Here is a 21,793-nt window from a genome sequence, read left to right on the forward strand (position 1 = left end):
CCTACTCCTCGTCGAGGCCGTGCTCGATCGCGTACCGGGCCAGCTCGACGCGGTTGTGCAGCTGCAGCTTCCGCAGCGTCGACTGCACGTGGTTCTCCACCGTGCGGTGCGACAGCACGAGCCGCTCGGCGATCTGCCGCGCGGTCAGCCCCTTCGCGACCAGGCGCAGGACGTCGGTCTCGCGCTCGGTCAGGCGGGGTGGCTCGGCGCCCTCCGCCGGCGCGTCGGCCATCCGCCGGTACTCGCCGAGCACCAGCCCGGCCAGGCCCGCGGTGAACACGGGGTCGCCGGCCGCGGTCCGGTGCACCGCGTCGACCAGCTCCGCCGCCGACGCCGACTTGACCAGGTAGCCGGACGCGCCGGCCTTCACCGCCTCCAGGACGTCCTTGTGCTCGCCGCTCGCGGACAGCACCAGCACCTTCGTCGACGGCAGCGCCGCGGTGATCTCGCGGGTGGCGTCCACCCCGGACGTGGTGCCGAGGTTGAGGTCCATCAGCACGACGTCCGGCCGCACGGTCCGCGCGATCCGCAACGCCGCGTCGGCGTCCGGCGCGGTCGCCCGCACGTCGAAGCCGTGCTCGGTCAGGTCGCGGGCCACCCCGTCGCGCCAGATCGGGTGGTCGTCGACCACCATCACCGAAATCCGCGGTTCGTCGTCGCTCATTTCGCACCCCTAGTGCTCGGCACCCTGACCTCCCACTCCGTGCCCCGGCCGGGGCCGGTGTCGAGGGCCGCGTTCCCGCCGAGGTCGCGGACCCTCCCCCGGATGGATTCCACCACGCCGAGGTGCCCGTCGGCCGCCGCCCGCTCGAGGACGCCGTCCGGGATGCCGGGGCCGTCGTCGCGGATGCTCACCACGACCTCGCCCCCGAGGTCTTCCAGCAGCACCCAGGCCTGGGCGTCGGGACCTGCGTGCTTCTCCACGTTCGAGAGCGCTTCGCGGGTTACGGCGACCAGTTCGTCGGTGACGTGGGCCAGCAGCTCGACGTCGTCCGCCGGGGTCGAGACCTGCACTGACGGCGTCGCGAGCAGCTGCAGCGCGGCGCGCAGGCTCGTCGTGCCGCTGTCGTTGGGCCGCACCGGCTCGGTCGTCACCAGCGACCGCAGCGCGATCTCCTGCTCGCCGGCGAGCTTCGCCAGCTCGGCCGCTTCGCCGCCGACCTCGTTGCCGCGCTTGCGGACCCGGGCCAGCACCTGCAGCACGCTGTCGTGGATCGACCGGGCCAGCCGCTCCCGCTCGGCCGTCGCCGCTTCCTTCCGCAGCGCCTGCTCCAGCCGCGCCGCGGACCGCCGGCCCATCGTCGCGGCCATGCCGACCAGCAGCCCGGCGGCGGCGAGCAGGACGCCGTCACGGGCGACGTCGAGGTCGAACTTCTCCCGCGCCAGCCCGGTCGCCACGCCGAGGACCAGCCCGGCCAGCGCCCCGCCGACCGTGCCGAAGCGCGCGCCGGCGGCGACCGCCGGCACGGCCGCCCACACCGTCGTGATGAGCGGGACGTTCAAGACGAACTGCGCGTCGCTGAGCACCCACGGCGAAGTCAGCAGCAGCGCGGTGGTGAGCACGAGGTCGAAGACCACCAGCGCCGGCGGCCGCGTCCGCTCGCGCAGGTAGAGGAAGCTGCTGACGACCGACCAGACGGCCATCACGCCGAGGACCGTCCACGCCAGCCACTCGCGCTGGTAGTGCCCGCTCTGGACGATCACGGTGCCGCAGGCGAACGCCCAGGTGAGCACGCGGAACGCGAGCACGCCGCGCCACATCGGCGTGATCGGGTCCGGTGACCGCCGGACGGTCACGGCTGGGCGTCGCGCTTCGGCGGCTCGGCCGTCGACGACTCGGCTTCGCCCTCGCCGACCGTCGCGATCTCGGCCTTCGGCGACCCGGGCTTGGCGTCGTTCGGCTGTGCGGCCTGGTCCTTGAGGACGTTCACCTCGGCCGGGTCCGGGTTGGTCTCGTGCAGCAGCGACCGGACGCCGGCGTTCAGCACCGCCAGCAGCGGCACGGCCAGCAGCGCGCCGGGGATCCCGGCCGTCACCAGGCCGGCGGTGATGGCCAGGACCACGGCCAGCGGGTGCAGCTTCACCGCGCGGCCCAGCAGCAGCGGCTGCAGGACGTGGCTTTCCAGCTGCATCACGCCGATCACGATGGCCAGCACGATCACCGCGCCGATGAAGCCGTTCGTCACCAGGGCGACCAGGACGGCGACGCCGCCGGTGATGACGGCGCCGATGATCGGGATGAACGCGCCGATGAACACCAGCGTCGCCAGCGGGATCACCAGCGGCACGCCCATGATCCACAGCCCGATGCCGATGCCGACGGCGTCGACCACGGCCACCGCCGCGGTCGCCCGCACGTAGCTGACGAGCGACGCGAACCCGCGGCGCCCGGCGACGTCCACGCGGTTGCGGACCCGGCGGGGCACGGCGCGGACCAGGAACGTCCAGATGCCCTCGCCGCCGCTGAGGAAGAAGATCGTGATGAACAGCGTCAGCAGGAACCCGGTGAGGATCTCGCCGACGGTGCTCGCCGTCGTCAGCGCGGTCGTCGTGATGGACGCCTGGTTGTCCTGGATGAACCCGATCGCCTGGTTGATGAAGTCCTGGATCTGCTCCTGGCGCAGGTGCGGCGGGCCGTTGAGCAGCCATTCCTTGATCTGGTTGAGGCTGTCGTTGAGCTGCTTCTGCAGCTGGGGCAGGCCGGAGGAGAACTGCGTGACGACGAACGTCAGCAGCCCGCCCAGCACCGCCAGCCCGGCGATCAGCACGATCGCCGTCGCCAGCCCGCGCGGGAACCGCACCGCCACCAGCTTCTGCACCGCCGGCGCGAGCAGCGCGGACACCAGCAGGGCGATGGACAGCGGGATGATGACGACGGACAGGTAGCCGATCACCCACACCACGGCGTACAGCGCCGCGGCGATCACGATGAACCGCCAGGCGAGCGCGGCACTGATGCGCAGCCCCCGGGGGATCAGCCCGGTGATGTCCTCGTGCTCCGGCAGGAACGGGTCTTCGCGTCGCGCGTGGCTCACCGCCACACCGTACTGGCTGGACCGCCCGATTCGGCCGCTTTCCCCGGGCCACGCCGGAACCGATCACTGCCAGGGATGATCACCGATCGTCAGGCCGGGCCACACGCTGGGTTCTTCACACGATGGGGGCATCAAGTCGTGTCAAAGGTGCGCACCGCGTCCTGAATTTGGTTAGGTCGCTTCCGCAACGCAATGTTGCCAATTGATCACAGACTCAGCACTAGGAGAAGACGAGTGGCGAAGAACGCGACGAACGAGGGGCAGGGCGCCAAGCGCGCCGGCCGTCTCGTGTCGCGTGCGCTGCTCGTCCTCGGGGGCGCCGTGGCCGGCACCGCCGCCGCGTGGCTCGTCTCCGGTGCGACCGCTTCCGCGGACACCGTCGAGGTGGGTACCGCCCCGATCGCCGAGGCCGCGACCGGCAGCCTCGGCGACGTGAACACCGGTGCGGCGACCGCGGCCGGCGATGTCGCCGCTTCGAGCTGCCACCAGGACGCCGCCGCGTGGAGCGAGCCGTGCGCCCGCGTCCTCGGGCACGAGGTCTCCGACCGCGTCAGCGACTCGGTTTCGGACCTCGCCGACGACGCCGTCGTGAGCCCGGCGCACCGCACCCTCGGCGCGGTCGAGCACATCGTCCGCAAGCCGCAGGACACCCGAGAGGTCCTCGAGCAGACCTTCACCCCCGAGCCGGCGCACGACGTGCTGCAGCTGCTCGACCCGGCCGGCCACGGCGACCTGGTCCCGTCGCTCCCGGGGCTCGCCCCGGTCGACCAGGAACCGGTCACCACGGGCCTCGGCCAGACCACAGACTCGGTCGCCGTCTCGACCGTCCAGCTCCCCGCCGCGTTGCGAGCCGCGCTCGCGATGCCGACGGGTGTCCAGCACGACCAGGCCGGTGCCGCGGGCGAGTCCCGCGACGGGCACCGTGATCTGCCGTCGTCGCTGGTTCCGGTGCAGCTTCCGGCTGCGCCGTCTGTTCCCACCGCCCCGGGTGGCAGCACTGCCCCCGGTGGCCACCTCGACGGCCTCAACTTCGGTGTCCCCTTCTGGACGACCGAAGCCGTCGACACCGCCGTCGCGGCCATGAGCCGCGCCGGCCTGCGCACCGCGATGCGCACCCCGGGCGAGCAGCCCGGTGTCACTCCTGACTGAACACCTCCCTTCACGGGTAGCTGACGCGCCCAAGTCCGTCTTCATCTGACGGCGCCTGCGTCCGCGAGATTCCCGTGACACGGCGGTGCGCTTTTTTGCGCCCGCAAGAAGTTCCTTCCCCCCTCGGTGCGTCTCGGACCTCGTTTCGACTTCGACGAGCGCACCCCCATAAGCCCGCAAGGGAACCCGAAATAAAGGAGAAAAACCCCATGCAGACGTGGGCAAAGCGCGGACTCCAGACCGCACTTGTCACCGGTGGGTTGCTGATGCTGGGTACCGGCATCGCTTCGGCCGACGAGAACGTCAACCCGGACGCCCCGGCGTCCCCGCTCGACCTGAACGTCACGGCTCCCATCCAGGAAGCCAACAACGCGGTCGGCACCCCCTTCGGCCAGCTGGACCTGCCCGCCGGGCAGACGGAGCTGAGCACCAAGCCGGTCACCAAGGCCGCGAACGAGGCTGTCAAGCAGCTCGACGAAGCCAGCCCGATCAGCCAGAGCACCCTCGGCGGTGCCACCAAGGCCGACGGCGCGGGCGCGTTCACCCCGGGGCACAACAACCTCAAGGGCAACAAGGTCACCGGCGACGTCGTCGTCCCGATCCAGATCGTGGACAACGCGGTCGGCGTGATCGGCGACGCGAACGTCGAGGGCGGCGACCACTCGCAGACCTGGGACCACAACCAGGACATCGCGACGACGGGTGAGGACTCCAGCCTCGCGGGCAACGCGGTCGCCCTCGACTGGGCGCTCCCCGTGCAGATCGCCGGGAACGGCGGCGGCGTCGCCGGCGGCACCGGCCGGGTGACCGGTGGGTCGGCCAGCCAGAGCGCCACCGAGACCGGGAACGTCGACACCAACGGCGACGGCTCCGCCTTCTCCGGCAACGTGGTCGCGGGCCAGCTCGCCACCCCGGTGCAGGTGACCGGCAACGCCGCTTCGTACCTGCTCGGCAACGGGCAGAGCCACGGCTACACCGCCGACACCGTCGCGACCTCCGGCGGCTCGCTGTTCAGCTCCGGCGACAACAGCTCGGCCTCGGGCAACGTGGTCGGCGCGCCGATCGCCCTGCCGGTCAAGTTCAACTGCAACTCGGGCGCCGTGTGGGGCTCGCTGTCGAACTCCGACGGCTGCACCACCTCCGCCGACGCCACGGCCGGGGACACGCGCGAGGGCAGCCTCGGCATCCCGACCTACCTCGAGACGAGCGGCAACGACTCGTTCCTGTCCGGCAACGGCGGGGCGGCCTCGCTGTCCCCGATCGCGAACGTCGCGGGTGTCGCGGGCTCGTGGATCGGCAACGCCACCTCCGGTGACGCGCTCGCCGGCCGCGAGGGCGAAGGTGCGGCCAGCAGCTCGTCCAGCACCGTCGACTCGGGCGGCTTCGTCAAGACCGCCGGCGACAACGCGAGCGGCGCGGGCAACGTCCTGAACCCGTCGGTCGCGCTGCCGGTCGAGGCCTTCGGCATCGGTGGCACCTACATCGGCCAGGCCAACGCGGCGCACGACAACACCACCGACGCCAACGCGGGCAACGGCAGCTACACCCGGGGCAACGGCTCCATGCTGGGTGGCAACATCGTCAACACCCAGACCGCGGGCGCGCCCGAGGTCTTCGGTATCGGCGGCAGCCACATCGGCAACGCGACCGGCTCGGCGACCGAGGACAAGACGGTCACCGCCGGGGCGTACGACGGCACGCAGGGCAACGACTCGTCCGGCTCGGGCAACGTCGTCCAGGTGCCGGTCGGTCTCCCCGCCGAGGTCTTCGGCGTGGGCGGCTCCTTCATCGGCCAGGGCTCCGGCTCGGCCGACGAGACCAAGGTCGTCTCCGGCGGCGGCGGTGGCAGCACCCACGACGACAACGGCTTCCTGAGCTCGAACCTGGGCACCGTGCCGGCTTCGCTGCCGGTGCAGGTCGCCAACATCGGCGGCGCGTTCGTCGGCCAGGGCCACGGCAAGGGCTCGACCGACACGACGTCCAACGCGGGCGGCGACGTCACGGCGAACGGCCCCGCGGGCGCCGGCGCCGGCAACATCATCGAGGCCCCGGTCTCGCTCCCGGTGCTGGCCGCCGGCAGCGGTGCCGCCCTCGCGGGCATCGGCACCGGTGAGAACGACAACATCACCGACTCCTCGGCGGGCGGCGACGCCCTCACCGACGGGCAGGACGGTGCGCTGGCCGGCAACATCGTGAAGGCCCCGATCGCGGGTGCCGCGCAGCTGTTCAGCGACGGTGTCGCGGGCGGCGCCCTGGGCCACGGCCTGGGCACGAGCGACACGACGTCGCAGGCCGGTGGCGACGCCACCACCAACGGTGACCGCGGCAGCGTGGCCGGCAACATCATCGGCGCCGACGCGCTGCCGGTGGCGCAGGTCTTCGGTGACGCCGTCAGCGCGGCGGGTGTCGCCAGCGGCACCGGGATCAACACGACGTCCGTGGAGAACGCGGGCGACGACACCACCTCGGGTGTCGAGGGCGCCATCTCCGGCAACATCCTCGACATCCCGGCCACCGCGATCGTGCAGCTGTTCGGCGACGCGGTGACCGTGGGCGGCGTGGCGCACGCCATCGGCGACAACACGCTGACCACCGAGAACGGTGGCGAGCCGACCACCGAGGGTGACGGGTCCAGCCTGTCGGGGTACAACTTCTACCACGACATCGTGGCGCCGGTGCAGATCTTCGGCGTGCCCCTGGAGCTGCTCGGCGTGGCGACCGCGGACGCGACCGACATGACCAGCATCGACGGGGAGGCCACGGAAGCGGCCGACTCGATCGCGAACCCGGTCGAGGGTTCGGAGCTGGGTGCCGGCGAGCTGCCTTCGCTGACCGGGCTCGCCAGCGGCCTGCCGACGGCGGGGCTGCCCACCGCGGGCCTGCCCGCGGTGCCGATGGCCGTCCCGGCGCAGCGCGCCGACGTGCCGGTGAGCACCCCGATGTCCGGGCTGCTGCCGCACCTGCCGACCGCCGGTCTGCCCGGCCTCAGCGCCCTGTCGGCGCTGGGTGGCGGCACCCAGCGTGCGGACCTGCCGACCGGTGGCCTGCCCACCGCCGGCGGCCTGCCCGGCCTGAGCAGCCTCTCCGCGCTGGGTGGTGCCCTGCCCGGGCACGGCACCGAGCGTGCGGACCTGCCGACCGCGGGCCTGCCCGTCGCGCTGCCGGCGCTGCCCGTCCTGGGTGGCGGCGTCCCGACGCTGCCGATCGCGCTCCCGGTGACCCCGGCGCTGCCGGCCGCGCCCGCCGCGCTGCCCGCCGCCCCGGCCCTGCCGGTGAACGCGAAGCTGCCGGTGCTGGACAGCGCGGCCCCGGCCGCGCAGGTCCCGGCCATGTCGGGCCTGGACTCCACCGGCTTCCTCGCGAAGCTGCTGGGCCTGGTCAAGCGCAAGTAGTTCGGTGAAGCCGGGCGGGTTCAGCCAGAATCCGCCCGGCCCTCCAAACCCGGCAGTCGCTCCACCGCGCCGCGAGGTCTCCTCGCACGGAGTGCCTGACGATCGAAAGAAGCTCTCCTTCCCTGGAGAGGACGAGCCCCGAGAGCCGAATCCGGCCCTCGGGGCTCGTTCGTGCGCCCGGGAAGTTGCGGGGAGGTCAGGAGAACTGGAGCGACCGCTTCGCCAGGCCGTGCCAGAACCCGTCGATCACCGTGCGGCCCGACTTCTCCTCCGCGGTCGCGCCGAGGGAGACGAACAGCGGTGCGAAGTGCTCGATCCGCGGGTGGGCGAGCGCCGCCGCCGGCGCCTTGTGCCGGAAGTCGAGCAGCGCGTCGACGTCTCCGCCGCGCACGACCTCGTCGCCCCAGTGGTCGAACTCGGCCGACCACGCGGGCGGTGTCCCGTCGGTGGCGCGGGCCATGCCGCTCAGGTTGTGGGTGAAGAAGCCGCTGCCGATGATCAGCACGCCTTCGTCGCGCAGCGGCGCGAGCTTGCGGCCGAGGTCGAACAGCTCCTGCGGGTCGAGCGAGGGCATCGAAACCTGCAGCACCGGGACGTCGGCGTCCGGGTACATCTCGACGAGCGGCACGTAGGCGCCGTGGTCGAGGCCGCGCTCCGGCGCGTCGTGCACCGGCGTGTCAGTGGTGCGGAGCAGCTTCCGCACCTTCTCCGCCAGCTCGGGTGCGCCCGGCGCCGCGTACTTCACCTGGTAGTAGCGCTCGGGGAAGCCCCAGAAGTCGTACACGAGCGGCACGGTCGTCGTGGCCGCGATGGTCAGCGGCGCCTCCTCCCAGTGCGCCGACACGACCAGGATCGCGCGGGGCTTCGGCAGGTCGGCCGACCAGGCGGCGAGCTGGCGGGTCCACGTGGTGTCGTCGGCGAGCGGCGGCGCTCCGTGGCTGAGGTAGAGGACCGGGGTGCGGGTCATCGACGGCTCCAGTGCTTGAAAGTTCAACTACTAGGATACCCGACGCCGCCGCCTCCCGGGATATTCCTTCAGAGGGCCTCGAGGTTGGCCGCGCAGTGCTCGAGGGTGCGGATCGTCGTGCGGTAGTCGTCGTCGCTGATGCCGTCGGTCACCGCGGTGCGAAACGCTGCCACGCGCTTCTCGACGCGGGCGTGGGCTTCGCGGCCCGCATCGGTGAGTTCGCCGTTTTCGGTGACCCAGCCGCGGGTATGCAGTTCGGTCACCTGGGTGCTCATCGACCCCTCGGCGGCGACGAACGGCGCCAGCGCCGAGTCGACCTCCTCCGGGGTGCGGGCGCCGAGGGCCATCGTGTTGAGTACCTGCCAGTGCCGCCGGCTCAGCGACTCGGCGTCGAGGGCTCGGGCCATGGAGGATTCGAGAAGCTCGTGGACGTGGCGAAGCCACCAGCCGAGGGGTTTCACGAGACCTCCTGATTTGTCTATGAGCAACTACATGTAAAGTTACATGTAGTTGGGGAGTGGGGCAACCATGACGGACGCGGTGGCCGACGTCGAGCGCGCGATGATCGCGATCCGCCGCAGCCAGCAACGGCGGGCGCTGAGCCGGATCGGCAAAGCCCGCGGCCAGGGCGCGCACGACCCGGTGCACGAGCTGCTCGACGTCGTCGAGGAGCTCACCGAACGCGGCGAGCCCAGCACGGTGACGGCCTTGAGCGCGGCGATGGGTGTCGACCAGCCGCGCGCGAGCCGGCTGGTGGCGCGCGCTGTCGAGCAGGGCCTGCTCCGCCGCGAAGCCGATCAGCGCGACGGACGGCGTGCGGTGCTCGTGCCGACCGAGGCCGGCCAGGCGCACCTCGACGAGCTGCACGCCTTCCGGCGCTCGGTGTTCGCCGAGGTCATGGCCGACTGGCCGGACGACGACCGCGCGAACTTCGGCCGGCTCCTCACGGCGTTCGTCCGCGGGTACAGCGCCCTCGGTTAGTCGTGGGAGAGGTCCACGAAGCGGCTGTAGTGCAGCTGGTGGGCGACGGTGATCGTCGCCGTCGGGCCGGCACGGTGCTTCGCGATGATCAGGTCCGCCTCGCCCGCGCGCGGGTCGTCCCGCTCCCAGGCGTCGGGGCGGTTGACCAGGATGACGAGGTCGGCGTCCTGCTCCAGCGAGCCGGACTCACGCAGGTCGGACAGCATCGGGCGCTTGTCCGTCCGCTGCTCGGGACCACGGTTCAGCTGGCTGATCGCGATCACCGGGACCTCGATCTCCTTGGCCAGCAGCTTCATCTGCCGCGAGAACTCCGAGACTTCCTGCTGCCGCGACTCGACGCGCTTGCCGGACGTCATCAGCTGGAGGTAGTCGAGGACGACGAGCTTCAGGTCGTTGCGCTGCTTGAGCCGGCGCGCCTTCGCCCGGATCTCCATCATCGTCATGTTCGGCGAGTCGTCGACGAACAACGGTGCCTCGGACACCTCGCTCATCCGGCGGGCCAGCCGCGTCCAGTCGTCGTCGGACATCTTGCCACCGCGCATGTCGGAGAGGCGGATCTTCGCCTCGGCCGAGAGCATGCGCATGACGATCTCGGTCCGGCTCATTTCCAGCGAGAAGATGACGCTGGTCAGCCCGTGCTTGATGGAGGCCGACCGAACGAAGTCCAGGCCCAGCGTCGACTTGCCGACACCGGGGCGGGCGGCGACGATGATCATCTGGCCCGGGTGCAGGCCGTTCGTCAGCTCGTCGAAGTCGGTGAACCCGGTCGGGATGCCCTGGGACTGGCCGCCGCGCGAGGCGATCGCGTCGATCTCGTCCATCGTCGGCTGCAGCAGTTCTTCGAGCGCGACGTAGTCCTCGCTGGTCCGGCGCTCGGTGACGTCGTAGATCGCGGCCTGCGCGCGGTCGACGACCTCGTCGATGTTCGCGCCGTCGGCCGCGGCCGCGCCGTAGCCGTACTGCACGATCCGGGTGCCCGCCTCGACGAGCCGGCGCAGCACCGCCTTCTCGGCGACGATCTCCGCGTAGTAGCCCGCGTTCGCCGCGGTCGGCACCGTCGCGATCAGCGTGTGCAGGTAGGGCGCGCCGCCGACGCGGCCCAGCTCGCCCCGGCGTTCGAGCTCCGCCGAGATGGTGATCGGGTCGGCCGGCTCGCCGCGGCCGTAGAGGTCGAGGACGCAGTCGTAGATCGCCTGGTGCGCGGGCTTGTAGAAGTCGTCGGGGCCGAGCGCCTCGATGACGTCGGCGACCGCGTCCTTGGACAGCAGCATGCCGCCGAGCACGGACTGCTCGGCCGCGATGTCCTGCGGCGGCTGGCGGTCGAACCCGCCGCCGGGGCCGGGGTCACTCGGACCCGGGTCGTTCTCCGCATACATCGGACTGCGGTCGTCGGTCAGCGCCACCGCGACGGACACCTCCTCATTGTGTCGAACACCCGTTCGAGTATGCCGGATCTTCGCTCTCGAAGCACGCGGCTCGATCCGCGCCACCCGTCTCCGGGCTCGTCCCGATGATCGGCGACAACGTCCTTCAGCTGTCTTAGACACGCGGAACGCCACCGTGAGTACAGGCTCGAGCGGGCACGCTAGATCCCCCGGAAGGCGGATGGCAATTCGGGATGGGGACCCTTCTGTGGACAACCTGTGGATGAATGGGGGTAACCAGTCACAGGTGCCGCCAGAGCTGTGGACAAGTTGGGGACAAGCGTGATCGGGTTCAAAGAACTCGCAGGTCAGATGCTGTGAACAAGGTGTGGAGAACTTCCCGAAAACTCGTCCGGCGTGTCGCGTGAAGTCCGTTGTTCGGCGTGTCGTGGACCAGCCGCAGCCCATTGGCCGGCGCGGCCTGTGGATGAATACTACGGAGGGTAGAGCCGTGACACGGTGGGCTGAACGGCCGCCGGTCAGGCCGCGGTGAGCCGGCCCTGTGCGCTGCGTAACCGGTCGGCGAGAACGCGCTGGTCGGCCGGGGTGAAGGCGATCCGGTTCTCCCCACGCCCCGGAATCTCTTCGGTCAGCCATCGGCCTTCCGAGGTATCGATGTAGTTCACCGGGCGTTCGATCCGGTGCCAAGCCCCGCTGCGGCTACGGGCCGCGACGTAGAGGCTGCCGCTCCCCATTCGGCGCAGCGCCAGGATCCGCCGGAGCTCGTCGACCTCCTGCGAGCCCTCGGCCGGACGGTCGTTGCGAAGCACCGCGTACGCGCCGTCGTCACCGCGGGCGGTTCCCTCGACCTGGCTCTTCGGCACGGCGAGCGGCGTCCCGCGCCCGGGCGCCAGCTTCGGGATCTGGCCGAGGAAGCCGTCGAGCAGCTCGTGCGGCTGGGTCGACTCCAGCACGACGACGTCCAGCTCCTCGTGCTTGGCCAGCACGAACGCCTCGCCGCCGGCGCTGCCGGCGAGCAGCCGGTAGCTGACCGGCTTGCCCTGGAACCCGCCGTCGACCCAGCCGTAGTACTCCAGCTGCGGCCGGGCGATCGCTTCGACCGTCGCGACGAACCCGGGGTGCATGCCGCGCGGCCCGAACAGCCCGGCCTTGGCGAGCTCGGCGTTGACCCGATCGTCCTCGGCGCGCTGGGCCTCGTCGCTGTACCAGGCCGGCTTGTCGGACAGCACCGTGTGCGGCTCGCCGCCCCGGCGCCGGATCAGGTTGATCAAGGTGCCGGTCGTGAGGGTGACCTGCCTGTCCAGCACCGCTCTTTCCCCCAGTGAAGATCGAACCCAGTGAAGATCAGCTTGGTGAACCCGCGAAAGCCCGGGCGCGCCCATCTTGGCACGCACCCGGCGGTCTCGCGTGCGTTACTCGCCGATGACCGGCGGGGCGGTCAGCTCGTCGGAGCCGAAGATGTCGTTCGGGTCCTCGCCGAGCAGGTACTTCGAGGTGCGTTCCTCGTCGCCGCCGCCCTGGCCCTTGGCGCCGTGGCCCATGCCGCCCATCCCACCCATCCCGGTGGAACCGCCGCGGCCGGCCGCCGCGCCGCCCGCGCCCAGCCCGCCGCCGGCCCCCATGCCGCCCCGTCCCGCGCCGGTCCCGCCGGCGCCGCCCGGCACGGCCGCCCCGGTCGAGCCGCCCGGGCCGCCCGGGCCGAAGCCCGCGCCGCTGCCGCCCGGGCCGAAGCCCGCTGTCGGGTCGCCGATCCCGCCCGAGCCGCCGGGCCCGAAGCCACCGCCGCCTCCGCCTCCGCCACCACCGGAGAAGTTCGGCGTGCTCCCCGGGCCGAAGCTCGGCACGCCCGGCACGTCCGACGGCGAGAAGCCCGACGCGCTGGTGCCGTCGTTGAAGTTCGGCGGGGTGTAGTTGCCGCCGCCCGGCAGCTTCGACGGGTCGTAGTTCCCGCCGGGGACGTTCCCGGGGTCGAAGCTCGGCACCTTCGACGGGTCGTAGCCGCCGCCCGGGACCTTCGACGGGTCGAAGCTGCCACCGGGGGTGTTCGGCTGGCCGCCGAAGGACGGGACGCCGCTCGGTCCCGGCATGTTCACGCCGCCGGGACCCGTGCCGGTGCCGCTCCCGTTGCCGTTCCCGTCGCCATTTCCGTTGCCGTCGCCGTTGCCCTTGCCGTCGTCCGGCTTCTTCTTGCCGTCGTCGACGTTGACGTTCTCCTGCTGCCCCTTGAGCGCGGAGTACGTCGGCATCTTCTGGCCGTTGTCGTTGCTCGCCTTGTAGTAGGTGTTGAAGGCGTCGACGTTGGCCTGGCCCCTGGTGTTGTAGTCGCGGATCGCCCGGTCGGTGTCGGTCGTCCACGGCGTCACGGCGTTGAGCAGGTTGTTCTTCGGCGGATCCTTCGGGACCTCCTGCACCTGCGCGTGCACCGTGGTGAACGCGTTGTTCTGCTCGCCGAGGTACTTGTCGGAGTCGGTCAGCTTGGTGCCCGAGTCCTCCATCCACACCCGCAGCGGGTGCGCGCCCGCGTTCTGCGCCGCGTCCGCGCCGCCGCCGGTCCAGGCCGCGTCCATCTCCTTGGCCAGGCCGTCGATGGTGCTGAGCCGGTCCTGGTAGGCGCCCTTCAGCCGGCCGGCCGCCGACTGCCCGTTCTGGATCGAGCCGGTGCCGGGGCCGGTGGTGATCTGGTGCCAGATGTCGTAGCAGTCGATCTTGCGGTCGCCCTGCTGCGAGGTGTGGTCGTCCGAGTGCGTGGTGGCCATGTTGTACGCGGCGAACCCGCCGAGCAGCACCAGTTCCAGCATCTCAGCCCTCCTTCAAGGTCTGGATCATCGCCTCGGCCGCCTTCTCCGCGTACGGGCACGGCTGGGTCGCCCCCGGCCCGTTGCCGATCTGGGTGAAGACCTGGACGGCCTGGGTGTCCGTCACGCCCACCAGCAGCTTGCACTGCCCCTGCGTGCGGAAGTCCTTGGTCGCGGCGTACACCGCGGGGTAGCCGGAGACGTCGGCCGGCTCCCAGTACTCGTACTGGTCCTTGCCGCCCTTGGCGTAGAGGTCGTAGATCCCCGCGAGCCCGTCGGTGTTCGGGTCGGCCGCGATGTCGATCCGGCTGCTGCGCGTCTCGTCGTCGCCGTAGACCCACGCGCAGGTCGCGCCGGCCGCGCTGGTGCGGGGCGTGCCGTCCTCGAGGCCGAGCGTCGAACGCTGCGAGGCCGAGAGGACCGAGCACGGGTCGGACTTCAGCTTGGCCGGGTCGAGCGGGCTCGGCACCTTGGGTGCGCCGTCGCCACCCCCGCCGTCCGAGCTGCTGCTCGCGGAGTCCGGCGTGCCGGACGCGGCCGGGTTGGCCGTGCCACCTTTGGTGGAGGTGCAGCCGGCGAGGGCGAGCGCGGCGAGGGCGAGCCCGGGCAGCACCAGACGACGGTTCACGCCTGCGTCCCCGACTTCGCGATGTCGCCGGTGTGGTCCGCGTCCGCGGCGGTGATCTTCTTCTTCGCGTCGAGCAGGGCCTGGATGTAGTTCTTCACGTAGTCCTGCATCTTCTTGTTCTGCTCGAGGAACGCCTTGCCGGACGGGTTGGCGAGCTTCTCCCAGTCACCGCTCGCGAACTCCTTGCCGGGCGCCTTGACGTCGGCCATCAGGTTGGCGTCGGCGGCGTCGTTCTGCAGGTCGGTCTGCAGGTCCTGCCACTTCTTGATGACGCCGTCGATCTTGTCGGCGTCGAACGTGAAGCCCCCACCGCCGGACGGCGCGGACATGTTGACCTCGTTACCCATCCGAGTGCGCTCCCTTCGCGTCCCGCTCCATTGTCCTACGACGACGCCCGCGTGTCCGAGGTTCCCCCGAAACGCGTGAAGGCGGGCCGCCCACCAGGGAGCGACCCGCCTTCGACGACGTACTGACTTACCGGATCAGGCCTGCGTGGCCTTGACCTCGAGCCGCACGTCGACCTTCACGTCCGGGTGCAGCCGGGCGCCGACCGAGTGCTTGCCCACGGTCTTGATGTGGTCGCGCAGCTCGATGACGCGCTTGTCGAGCAGGGGGCCACCGGCCGCCTTGATCGCGTCGACGATCTCGCCGGCGGTGATCGAACCGAAGAGCTTCTTCGAGCCCTCGGCCGCCTTGCCGGTGAGCTGGATGGCGCCGAGGCCCTCCAGCGTCGCCTTGATCTCCTTGGCGTGGTCGAGGTCGCGGATGCGACGGCTCTCCTGCGCGCGCTGGATGGTGCGCACGTTCTTCTCCGCGCCCTTGGAGGCCACGATCGCGTAGCCCCGCGGGAGCAGGTAGTTGCGCGCGTAACCGTCCTTGACCTCGACGATGTCGCCGGGGCCGCCCAGGTTGGCCACGTCCGTGGTGAGGATGATCTTCGCCATGTCAGTGCCCTCCCTTAGCGCGCGGTCGAGGTGTAGGGGAGCAGCGCCATCTCGCGGGAGTTCTTGACCGCGATGGCGATGTCACGCTGGTGCTGGCTGCAGTTGCCGGTGACGCGACGGGCACGGATCTTGCCGCGGTCGGAGATGTACTTCCGCAGCAGGTTGGTGTCCTTGTAGTCGATCAGTTCCGGACGGCCCTTTTTCTCGGCCTTGCAGAACACGCAGACCTTCTTCTTGGGCTTGCGAATGGGTGGCTTGGCCACTGGTTACTCCTGGAATTCAACTCTTGTGGATGTGTACGAGATCAGAAGGGAGGCTCGTCGGAGAAGCCGCCGCCGCCACCGCTGCTGCTGGCGGCCGGGGCGGAACCCCACGGGTCGTCGGCCGGCATTCCGCCGCCACCGCCGCCGCCGCGGTTTCCACCGCCACCGCCGCCGCCGAAGTCACCACCGCCGCCGCCACCGCGGCTGACCTTGTTGACCTTGGCCGTGGCGTAACGCAGCGAGGGGCCGATCTCGTCGACCTCGAGCTCGACGACGGTCCGCTTCTCGCCTTCCTTCGTCTCGAACGACCGCTGCTTCAGGCGGCCCTGCACGACGACGCGAGCGCCGCGGGTCAGGGACTCGGCGACGTTCTCCGCCGCCTGGCGCCAGATGTTGCAGCGCAGGAACAGCGCCTCGCCGTCCTTCCACTCGCCCGACTGCTTGTCGAGCGTGCGGGGCGTGGACGCGACGGTGAAGTTCGCGACCGCCGCACCGGACGGGGTGAAACGCAGTTCCGGGTCGGACGTCAGGTTGCCGATCACCGTGATGACGGTGTCTCCAGCCATCGGGAATACCCTTCGGCTCAGGCCTTGGCGGCGACGGGCTTGGGCGCTGCGGCGCGCTTGATCTCGCGACGCATGACCTTGGTGCGGAGCACGGTCTCCTGCAGCGAAAGCTGGCGGTCCAGTTCCTTCACCGCGTCCGAAGACGAGTTCAGGTCCAGCAGGGCGTAGATGCCCTCCGCGTGCTTGTTGATCTCGTACGAAAGCCGGCGCCGGCCCCAGACGTCGACCTTCTCCACGCTTCCGCCCGAAGTGCGGATGACGTTGAGGAAGGTGTCCAGCGTCGGAGCGACAGTGCGCTCGTCGAGCGTGGGGTCCAGGATGACCATTACCTCGTAATGGCGTGACACAACCACTCACCTCCTATGGGCTCGCGGTCACGGACTGTCCGTGACAGGAGGGTTTGTCCAGGTAAGGCTACCTGGGGGGTCCGACCGGACCGGACAGCGGGGGTCTCGCCGGGTCAGCTCGCGCGGCGCAGGACCCAGGTCCGGACGAGCCCGGCCGTCACGCCGGCGAGCACGATCACCGCGAGCAGCATCGGCAGCTGGACGTCGTCCGAAGAGCCGGGCGAAGCCAGCGACTGCGCGTTGCCCGCGTCGCGGATGTCGGCGCCCTGGCCGCTCTGGGCGCCCGTGTCGCCCTGCGGCGCGGAGGCGTCACCGGGGAGCGTGCCGTTCGCCGGGTAGCGCGCGCCCGGGGCGACGGCCGTGCCGGCGGTCGCCGTGGGGATGCCGCCGTAGTCGCGCATCGGCGCGGTGCCGGAGCCGGCCGCGTTGCCCGGGTTCAGGTTGGAGAGGTTGCCGGACGTGCCGCCGGGAGTGGTGCCGGTGCCGCCCGGTGTGGTGCCGGTGCCCCCGGCGCCCGGCTGACCCGGCGCGCTCGGGGCGACGTAGTTGCCGGCGAGCAGGGTGAGGTTGCAGCCCTTCGCGACCGTGCTCTCCACGCTGTTCAGGGTCTTGTTCCAGTCGAACCCGAGACCCAGCGAGTGGGAGTTCGCCAAGGCGGTGCGCACTGCCTTGCCGATCGCCGCGCCGGTCGCCTCGCCGCCCGCGGAGTTCGGCACCTGGCCGACCGCGATGGTGGCGACGCCGGCGATCGAGTCACCGGCCCAGGCGCCGACGGCCAGCGTGCCGGCGTTGTTGGCGCCGTTCGTGACCAGCGTCTTCACGGAAGCTCCGGTGATCGCGATCTGGTCGCCCATCTGGCCGGTGACCGTGCCGGTGCAGCTGGTGCTCACGACCTGCTGGCTCGCCGAGGCTGTGCCCGCGGAAAGGAAGGCGCTCCCGGTGACGAAGGCGGCAAGGGCGGTCACGGTCAAAAACTTCCGCACGAGCACTGTCCTCCGAGGGGGTTATCGAGGCGTCGTCGTCCTGAACACCAGGGTCAACGAAGAAGATACGTGAAAGATACTCGGCAGTCGGGTCAATTCGCAGCGGCCATCCGGCGGAGTACCCACGTCCGCACGAGCCCCGCGCTGACTCCGGAGAGTGCCAGCACCGCGATCAGCAGCGGCAGGTTCGACCCGTCCGTGAATCCGTCGGATGCGGACGGTAGCGCTTCGGCCTGGCCCGCCGTCTGGATGCCGGAGTTGCCGGCCGCCGCGTTCTGGTCGGGGCCGGTGAGGCCGTACTGCGGCGCGTAACCCGGGATCTGGCTGCCGTACCGGATGGCGGGCGACGGCGTGAACAGCCCGGCCGTCGCGAACGGGATGCCGCTGTAGTCCCGCATCGGCGCGTAACCCGTGCCGACGGTGAACGGGAAGCCGCCGAACACCGGGCTGCTCGAGAAGCCGGGCAGCAGCGGGCTGTTCGCCTCGGGGATCGGCGTGGTGCCCGCCGGGGTCCCACCCTGCGGCGCGCCCCCGGTCCCGCCGTTCGGCGGCGGCTGCTGCGGGTTGCCGCCGGTACCGGGCTGCGGCGACTGCTGCTTGCCGCCGCCGTTGAGCGTGTTGAGGCCGCCGGTCGCGGCCGAGTTCGCGCTGTCGACGCCCTGGTTGATCGCACTCGCCGCGGGCGCACCGATCCCCGGGATCGGCGACACCACGGTGTTGACCACCGTGACCGTGACCTTGCAGACCGTGTTGAGCAGGCCGCCGACCACGCTCGTGAGCACGGTGGTCGCCTGGCCGACGATGCCGAGGTCGATCGCGGGGAGGCCGAGGATCGAGCCCTGGATGTGGTCCCCGGGCTTCGCGGTGACGGTGCTGCCGCACGGAACGGTCTTGGTCTCGCCCGCCGAAGCGGTGCCGGGCATGCCGAGCACAGCCGAACCAGCGAGGACGACCGCCGTCGCGCCGACCGCCGTTGCCCTCCGTGTCCGATCCTGCATGCTCGCCGCCCCTTGTCCGTCGCCTCTGCTCAGAACAACGACGTTAAGGCAGCACGGTGACGCCCGCTCGCTCAGAAATGTCCGGCATTCGAGTGGAAGCGGGTGTCACCGTGGGTGAGATCAGGCGGGCTTGCGGCGGATCCAGGCCCGGACGAGGGCCGCGGCGACGATCGCCAGCGCCAGCACCGCGAGCAGCATCGGCAGCTTCGCCGGCGGCGTGACGCCGGGCAGCGCCTCAGCCGAACCGGACCTCTGCTCGTCGACCGTCGGGACCTGCTGACCGGGGATGATCTGCGCGATCACCGGTGCCTGGATCAGGCTGCCGGGCAGCAGGGCGGAGTTGGTGAAGATGCCCGAAATCGCGTCGCCCGGCAGGCCCGCGTTGCCGGGACCGCTGGTCACCGGGCCGGTGCTGTCCCCGGGCGGGGTCTGCCCCGGCGGTGTCGGCGCGGGCGGGTTCGGCTGGGGCGGGTTCGGGGCCGGCGGGAGTGGCAGCGGCGGCAGCTCGTCGGCTACGCCCTGCGTCACGCCGCCGACGGTGTTCACGACGCCCTGCGCTGCCGGGCAGACGGCCTTCGCCGCCGCGTCGCCGACCACCGGGACGTCGCCGACGCCGAGCGCCCGCAGCGTGTCCCCCACCGGCAGCGTGAGCAGCGGTGCCGAGCCGTTCGTGTTCTTCGCGCTGGAGTCGAGGCCGACGGTCAGCCGGTTCGGGGCGTTCAGCGGGGCGCCGGCGTCCAGCACGAGGCCGGTCTTCGCGTCGCGGGCCTGGCCGTTCTGCAGGGTGGCCGAGCAGTCTCCGCCGAGGGTCGGGCTGGGATCCGCGCTCGCGACGCCCGGCGCGACCAGCGCGGCCGAAGCGGCGAGAGTGAACCCCAATGTGGTGATCCGGGTGAACTGCTTCCCCATCGATGCCCCTCCGGCAGTCGGACCAATCTGGATCACGGAACGCGCTCACGGTACTCCACGAGCGTCACCAACCGGGCCCGCAGGCGAAAAGAAAACCCGGAGTAGCGTGCTCGGCATGCTGATTGGCGCCCATGTCCGTGACGACGACCCGTTGACCGCGGTCGCCGAGCGCAAAGCCGACGTCGTCCAGTTCTTCCTCTCGGACCCGCAGGGCTGGAAGGCCCCGAAGCCGCACCCCCACGGCGAGGCCATCGCGGCCGACCCGGTCGAGGTGTTCATCCACTCTCCCTACCTCATCAACGTGGCTTCGCTGAACAACCGGATCCGGATCCCATCCCGCAAGAACGTCACGCAGCACGCGGACGGTGCGGCGGCCGTCGGCGCGAAGGGCCTGATCGTGCACGGCGGGCACGTCGCCGACACCGACGACGTCGAGGTCGGCCTCGACAACTGGCGCAAGCTCTTCGAGCGCGAGCAGGAAAAGGGCGGCTTCAAGGTCCCGATCCTGATCGAGAACACCGCCGGCGGCGAGAACGCGATCACCCGCGACCTCGACGTCATCGCCCGGCTGTGGGACAAGGTCGGCGAGTTCGGCGCCGGGTTCTGCCTGGACACCTGCCACGCGTTCGCCGCGGGCTGGGACCTCGCGACCGCCGTCGAGAAGGTCATGGCCATCACCGGCCGGATCGACCTGGTGCACCTGAACAACTCCCGCGACGAGTTCGGCTCGACCCGCGACCGGCACGCCAACGTCGTCGAGGGCGAAGGCACCATCGACCCGGAGGTGCTGGTCGCCGTCGCCCGCGAGGCGGGCGCGCCGGTCGTCGTCGAGACCCCGGCCGACGGCCAGGCCACCGACATCGCCTACCTGCGCGAACAGCTGGGTTAAGCGGCCACGGCCTTCCGGCGGCGCCGGACGGCGTTCGGGACGATCACGTCGCGGGCGCCGTCGAGGAAGCCGCCGGCCGGGTCGTCGTCGCCGGCGATCCGGACCAGGTCGGTGCCCGGGCGGTAGATCTCGCGCACCACCAGCACGCACAGCGCGGCGACGGCGAGGTCGCGGACCACGACCGTGCCGAGGAACCAGCCTTCGGGCAGGCCCTTGTGGTCGACGCCGAGGTAGTAGAACATCCGCGGCACCCAGACCAGCGCGTCGATCAGCATCCAGCCGAGCAGCAGCCGCCAGCGCGGGATCGCCAGCACCGCCAGCGGCACCAGCCACAGCGAGTACTGCGGGCTCCACACCTTGTTCGTCAGCAGGAACGCGGCCACCACGAGGAACGCGAGCTGGCCGACGCGCGGCCGTCTCGGCGCGGCGAGGGCGAGGTAGGCGATGCCCGCGCAGCAGGCCAGGAACAGCACGGCCACCGTGAGGTTCAGGTACGCCGGCGTCTGGTTCTTCTGCAGCACGCCGTCGAGGCCGGTCCAGCCCGTGGCGTAGGAGATGACGTTGTACAGCGAGTCCGGGTCCATCGGCCGCAGCGTGTTCATCCGGAAGAACTCCCACCAGCCGCGGGTCGCGGTGAGGATGAACGGCGCGTTCACCGCCAGCCACGTCACGACGGTGGCGGCCGCGGCCTTCCAGAACGGCGTGAGCTTCCCCGCGCGCAGACACAGCACGAACAGCACGCCGAGCAGGAACAGCGGGTAGAGCTTGGCCGTCGCGCCCAGGCCGAGCAGGAGCCCGGCGAGCAGCGGGCGCTTGCGCCCCCAGGCCAGCAGGCCGGTCGCGGTGAACGCGGTCGCGATCGCGTCGAAGTTGGTGAACGCGTGCACCAGCACCAGTGGCGAGGCCGCCACCAGCACCACGTCCCACGGCCGGCGTTTCATCGTCCGGCCGGTCGCCCAGACGGTGACCAGCCAGGCCATCGCCAGGAAGAGCGCGGTGAGGTCGAAGTAGACCGCGACCGGCAGCCCGCCGGGCAGCCAGCCGGTCTCGGCGACGTTCTCCCAGCCTGCCGCGAGCTTCGCGTTCGCCCACTGGAAGAGGCCGGTGAACACCGGGTACTCCATGTACCGGGTGTCGTTCTCCGCGGTCTGCGAGCTTTCCTTCCACGACGTGTAATACGGGAAGGTGCCCGGCCGGTCGAGCCGCTCGGAGCTGTAGAGCGGCACGATGTCGGAGTAGCACATCGCGACGAACGGGCGGCCCGCGCGCCAGTCGAGCTGGGTGGCGCCGCTGGAGTCCTGGTACTGCTGGATGCAGGAGCCCTTGCCGAACCAGCAGAGCATCAGCGCGAGCGTGGCCAGCAGCAGGCCGACGCGCTGGGGCGACCAGAACCAGTGCCTGCCGACCGCCGCGTGCTCGCCGAGCGGGCCGCCGATGGGTCTGGTGACCGCCGCCGCGAGTGGTTCGTCCCAGCTGGGAACGACCCGGTCTGCTCGGCTCAGCGTCACGGGGCCGGGGTCCGGCTCGCGCGTGGTCTCCTCTGGCACGAGTGCGGATGTTAG

Annotated in this window: 22 protein-coding genes; 4 read left to right on the forward strand and 18 right to left on the reverse strand. The window is 71.1% G+C overall.

Features of this window, described 5'->3' with window-relative positions:
• Position 1: 1 nt before the first annotated feature.
• The 3 genes from AB0C38_RS02435 to AB0C38_RS02445 are packed head-to-tail and all read right to left on the reverse strand — an operon-like array spanning position 2 to position 3,035.
• Entirely contained in the window at positions 2-664 is a 663-nt protein-coding gene (locus tag AB0C38_RS02435) for a response regulator transcription factor (protein WP_360665252.1), read from the reverse strand.
• Positions 661-1,797, reverse strand: a complete 1,137-nt coding sequence (locus tag AB0C38_RS02440) for a DUF5931 domain-containing protein (RefSeq protein WP_360665255.1) — start codon at positions 1,795-1,797, stop codon at positions 661-663. Before AB0C38_RS02440 ends, AB0C38_RS02435 begins: the two co-directional genes overlap by 4 nt.
• On the reverse strand, positions 1,794-3,035 hold the full coding sequence (locus AB0C38_RS02445) for an AI-2E family transporter (protein ID WP_360665258.1): 1,242 nt from the start codon (positions 3,033-3,035) through the stop codon (positions 1,794-1,796). The genes AB0C38_RS02440 and AB0C38_RS02445 overlap by 4 nt, the downstream gene beginning before the upstream one ends.
• 234 nt (positions 3,036-3,269) lie before the next feature.
• On the opposite strand from AB0C38_RS02445, the gene AB0C38_RS02450 reads away from it, so the two are divergent.
• Together AB0C38_RS02450 and AB0C38_RS02455 are read left to right on the forward strand one after the other, a co-directional pair.
• Complete coding sequence (locus AB0C38_RS02450) at positions 3,270-4,184, forward strand: hypothetical protein (RefSeq protein ID WP_360665261.1); 915 nt, start codon at positions 3,270-3,272, stop codon at positions 4,182-4,184.
• Between the two features lie 209 nt (positions 4,185-4,393).
• A complete protein-coding gene (locus AB0C38_RS02455) occupies positions 4,394-7,576 on the forward strand; it encodes a PE-PGRS family protein (RefSeq protein WP_360665264.1) in 3,183 nt (1,060 codons plus the stop codon).
• A 196-nt stretch (positions 7,577-7,772) separates the two neighbouring features.
• Here AB0C38_RS02455 and AB0C38_RS02460 read toward each other — a convergent pair whose 3' ends face one another.
• Complete coding sequence (locus AB0C38_RS02460; RefSeq protein ID WP_360665267.1) at positions 7,773-8,543, reverse strand: class III extradiol ring-cleavage dioxygenase; 771 nt, start codon at positions 8,541-8,543, stop codon at positions 7,773-7,775.
• Between the two features lie 68 nt (positions 8,544-8,611).
• Positions 8,612-9,004, reverse strand: coding sequence for a MarR family transcriptional regulator (locus tag AB0C38_RS02465; RefSeq protein WP_360665270.1), 393 nt, complete (start codon positions 9,002-9,004; stop codon positions 8,612-8,614).
• A gap of 67 nt (positions 9,005-9,071) precedes the next feature.
• Here AB0C38_RS02465 and AB0C38_RS02470 point away from each other — a divergent pair, with 67 nt between their 5' ends.
• Positions 9,072-9,524 (forward strand): MarR family winged helix-turn-helix transcriptional regulator, encoded by a 453-nt coding sequence (locus tag AB0C38_RS02470; RefSeq protein WP_360665273.1) that lies wholly within the window; start codon positions 9,072-9,074, stop codon positions 9,522-9,524.
• Here the strand turns inward: AB0C38_RS02470 and dnaB are convergent.
• The 12 genes from dnaB to AB0C38_RS02530 all read right to left on the reverse strand — a co-directional run bounded on the left by dnaB (position 9,521) and on the right by AB0C38_RS02530 (position 19,342).
• A complete protein-coding gene (gene dnaB / locus AB0C38_RS02475) occupies positions 9,521-10,927 on the reverse strand; it encodes a replicative DNA helicase (protein ID WP_284743528.1) in 1,407 nt (468 codons plus the stop codon). The two genes, AB0C38_RS02470 and dnaB, sit on opposite strands and share 4 nt — an antisense overlap.
• A gap of 500 nt (positions 10,928-11,427) precedes the next feature.
• Entirely contained in the window at positions 11,428-12,216 is a 789-nt protein-coding gene (locus AB0C38_RS02480) for an ESX secretion-associated protein EspG (protein ID WP_360665276.1), read from the reverse strand.
• 105 nt (positions 12,217-12,321) lie between these two features.
• Positions 12,322-13,707, reverse strand: coding sequence for a hypothetical protein (locus AB0C38_RS02485; protein ID WP_360665279.1), 1,386 nt, complete (start codon positions 13,705-13,707; stop codon positions 12,322-12,324).
• A 1-nt stretch (position 13,708) separates the two neighbouring features.
• Positions 13,709-14,332, reverse strand: a complete 624-nt coding sequence (locus AB0C38_RS02490; RefSeq protein ID WP_360665282.1) for a DUF3558 domain-containing protein — start codon at positions 14,330-14,332, stop codon at positions 13,709-13,711.
• Positions 14,329-14,679, reverse strand: a complete 351-nt coding sequence (locus AB0C38_RS02495) for a hypothetical protein (RefSeq protein WP_360665285.1) — start codon at positions 14,677-14,679, stop codon at positions 14,329-14,331. Before AB0C38_RS02495 ends, AB0C38_RS02490 begins: the two co-directional genes overlap by 4 nt.
• 135 nt (positions 14,680-14,814) lie before the next feature.
• Complete coding sequence (gene rplI, locus AB0C38_RS02500) at positions 14,815-15,276, reverse strand: 50S ribosomal protein L9 (RefSeq protein WP_360665288.1); 462 nt, start codon at positions 15,274-15,276, stop codon at positions 14,815-14,817.
• Between the two features lie 14 nt (positions 15,277-15,290).
• Positions 15,291-15,539, reverse strand: a complete 249-nt coding sequence (gene rpsR / locus AB0C38_RS02505) for a 30S ribosomal protein S18 (protein WP_003098744.1) — start codon at positions 15,537-15,539, stop codon at positions 15,291-15,293.
• A gap of 41 nt (positions 15,540-15,580) precedes the next feature.
• Positions 15,581-16,105, reverse strand: a complete 525-nt coding sequence (locus AB0C38_RS02510; RefSeq protein ID WP_360665291.1) for a single-stranded DNA-binding protein — start codon at positions 16,103-16,105, stop codon at positions 15,581-15,583.
• Positions 16,106-16,122: 17 nt separating this feature from the next.
• On the reverse strand, positions 16,123-16,452 hold the full coding sequence (gene rpsF / locus AB0C38_RS02515) for a 30S ribosomal protein S6 (protein ID WP_360665294.1): 330 nt from the start codon (positions 16,450-16,452) through the stop codon (positions 16,123-16,125).
• 113 nt (positions 16,453-16,565) lie between these two features.
• On the reverse strand, positions 16,566-17,423 hold the full coding sequence (locus tag AB0C38_RS02520) for a hypothetical protein (RefSeq protein ID WP_360667436.1): 858 nt from the start codon (positions 17,421-17,423) through the stop codon (positions 16,566-16,568).
• Positions 17,424-17,527: 104 nt separating this feature from the next.
• Positions 17,528-18,433 carry a hypothetical protein gene (locus AB0C38_RS02525; protein WP_360665297.1) on the reverse strand — a complete coding sequence of 302 codons (906 nt, stop codon included), beginning with the start codon at positions 18,431-18,433 and terminating at the stop codon, positions 17,528-17,530.
• Positions 18,434-18,553: 120 nt separating this feature from the next.
• On the reverse strand, positions 18,554-19,342 hold the full coding sequence (locus AB0C38_RS02530; RefSeq protein ID WP_360665300.1) for a hypothetical protein: 789 nt from the start codon (positions 19,340-19,342) through the stop codon (positions 18,554-18,556).
• 115 nt (positions 19,343-19,457) lie between these two features.
• On the opposite strand from AB0C38_RS02530, the gene AB0C38_RS02535 reads away from it, so the two are divergent.
• Complete coding sequence (locus AB0C38_RS02535) at positions 19,458-20,231, forward strand: deoxyribonuclease IV (protein ID WP_360665303.1); 774 nt, start codon at positions 19,458-19,460, stop codon at positions 20,229-20,231.
• Here the strand turns inward: AB0C38_RS02535 and AB0C38_RS02540 are convergent.
• Entirely contained in the window at positions 20,228-21,778 is a 1,551-nt protein-coding gene (locus tag AB0C38_RS02540) for a glycosyltransferase 87 family protein (RefSeq protein WP_360665306.1), read from the reverse strand. The two genes, AB0C38_RS02535 and AB0C38_RS02540, sit on opposite strands and share 4 nt — an antisense overlap.
• Positions 21,779-21,793: the final 15 nt, after the last annotated feature.

Origin of the sequence: Amycolatopsis sp. NPDC048633, from assembly GCF_040650695.1 — a bacterium.
GTDB lineage: Bacteria > Actinomycetota > Actinomycetes > Mycobacteriales > Pseudonocardiaceae > Amycolatopsis.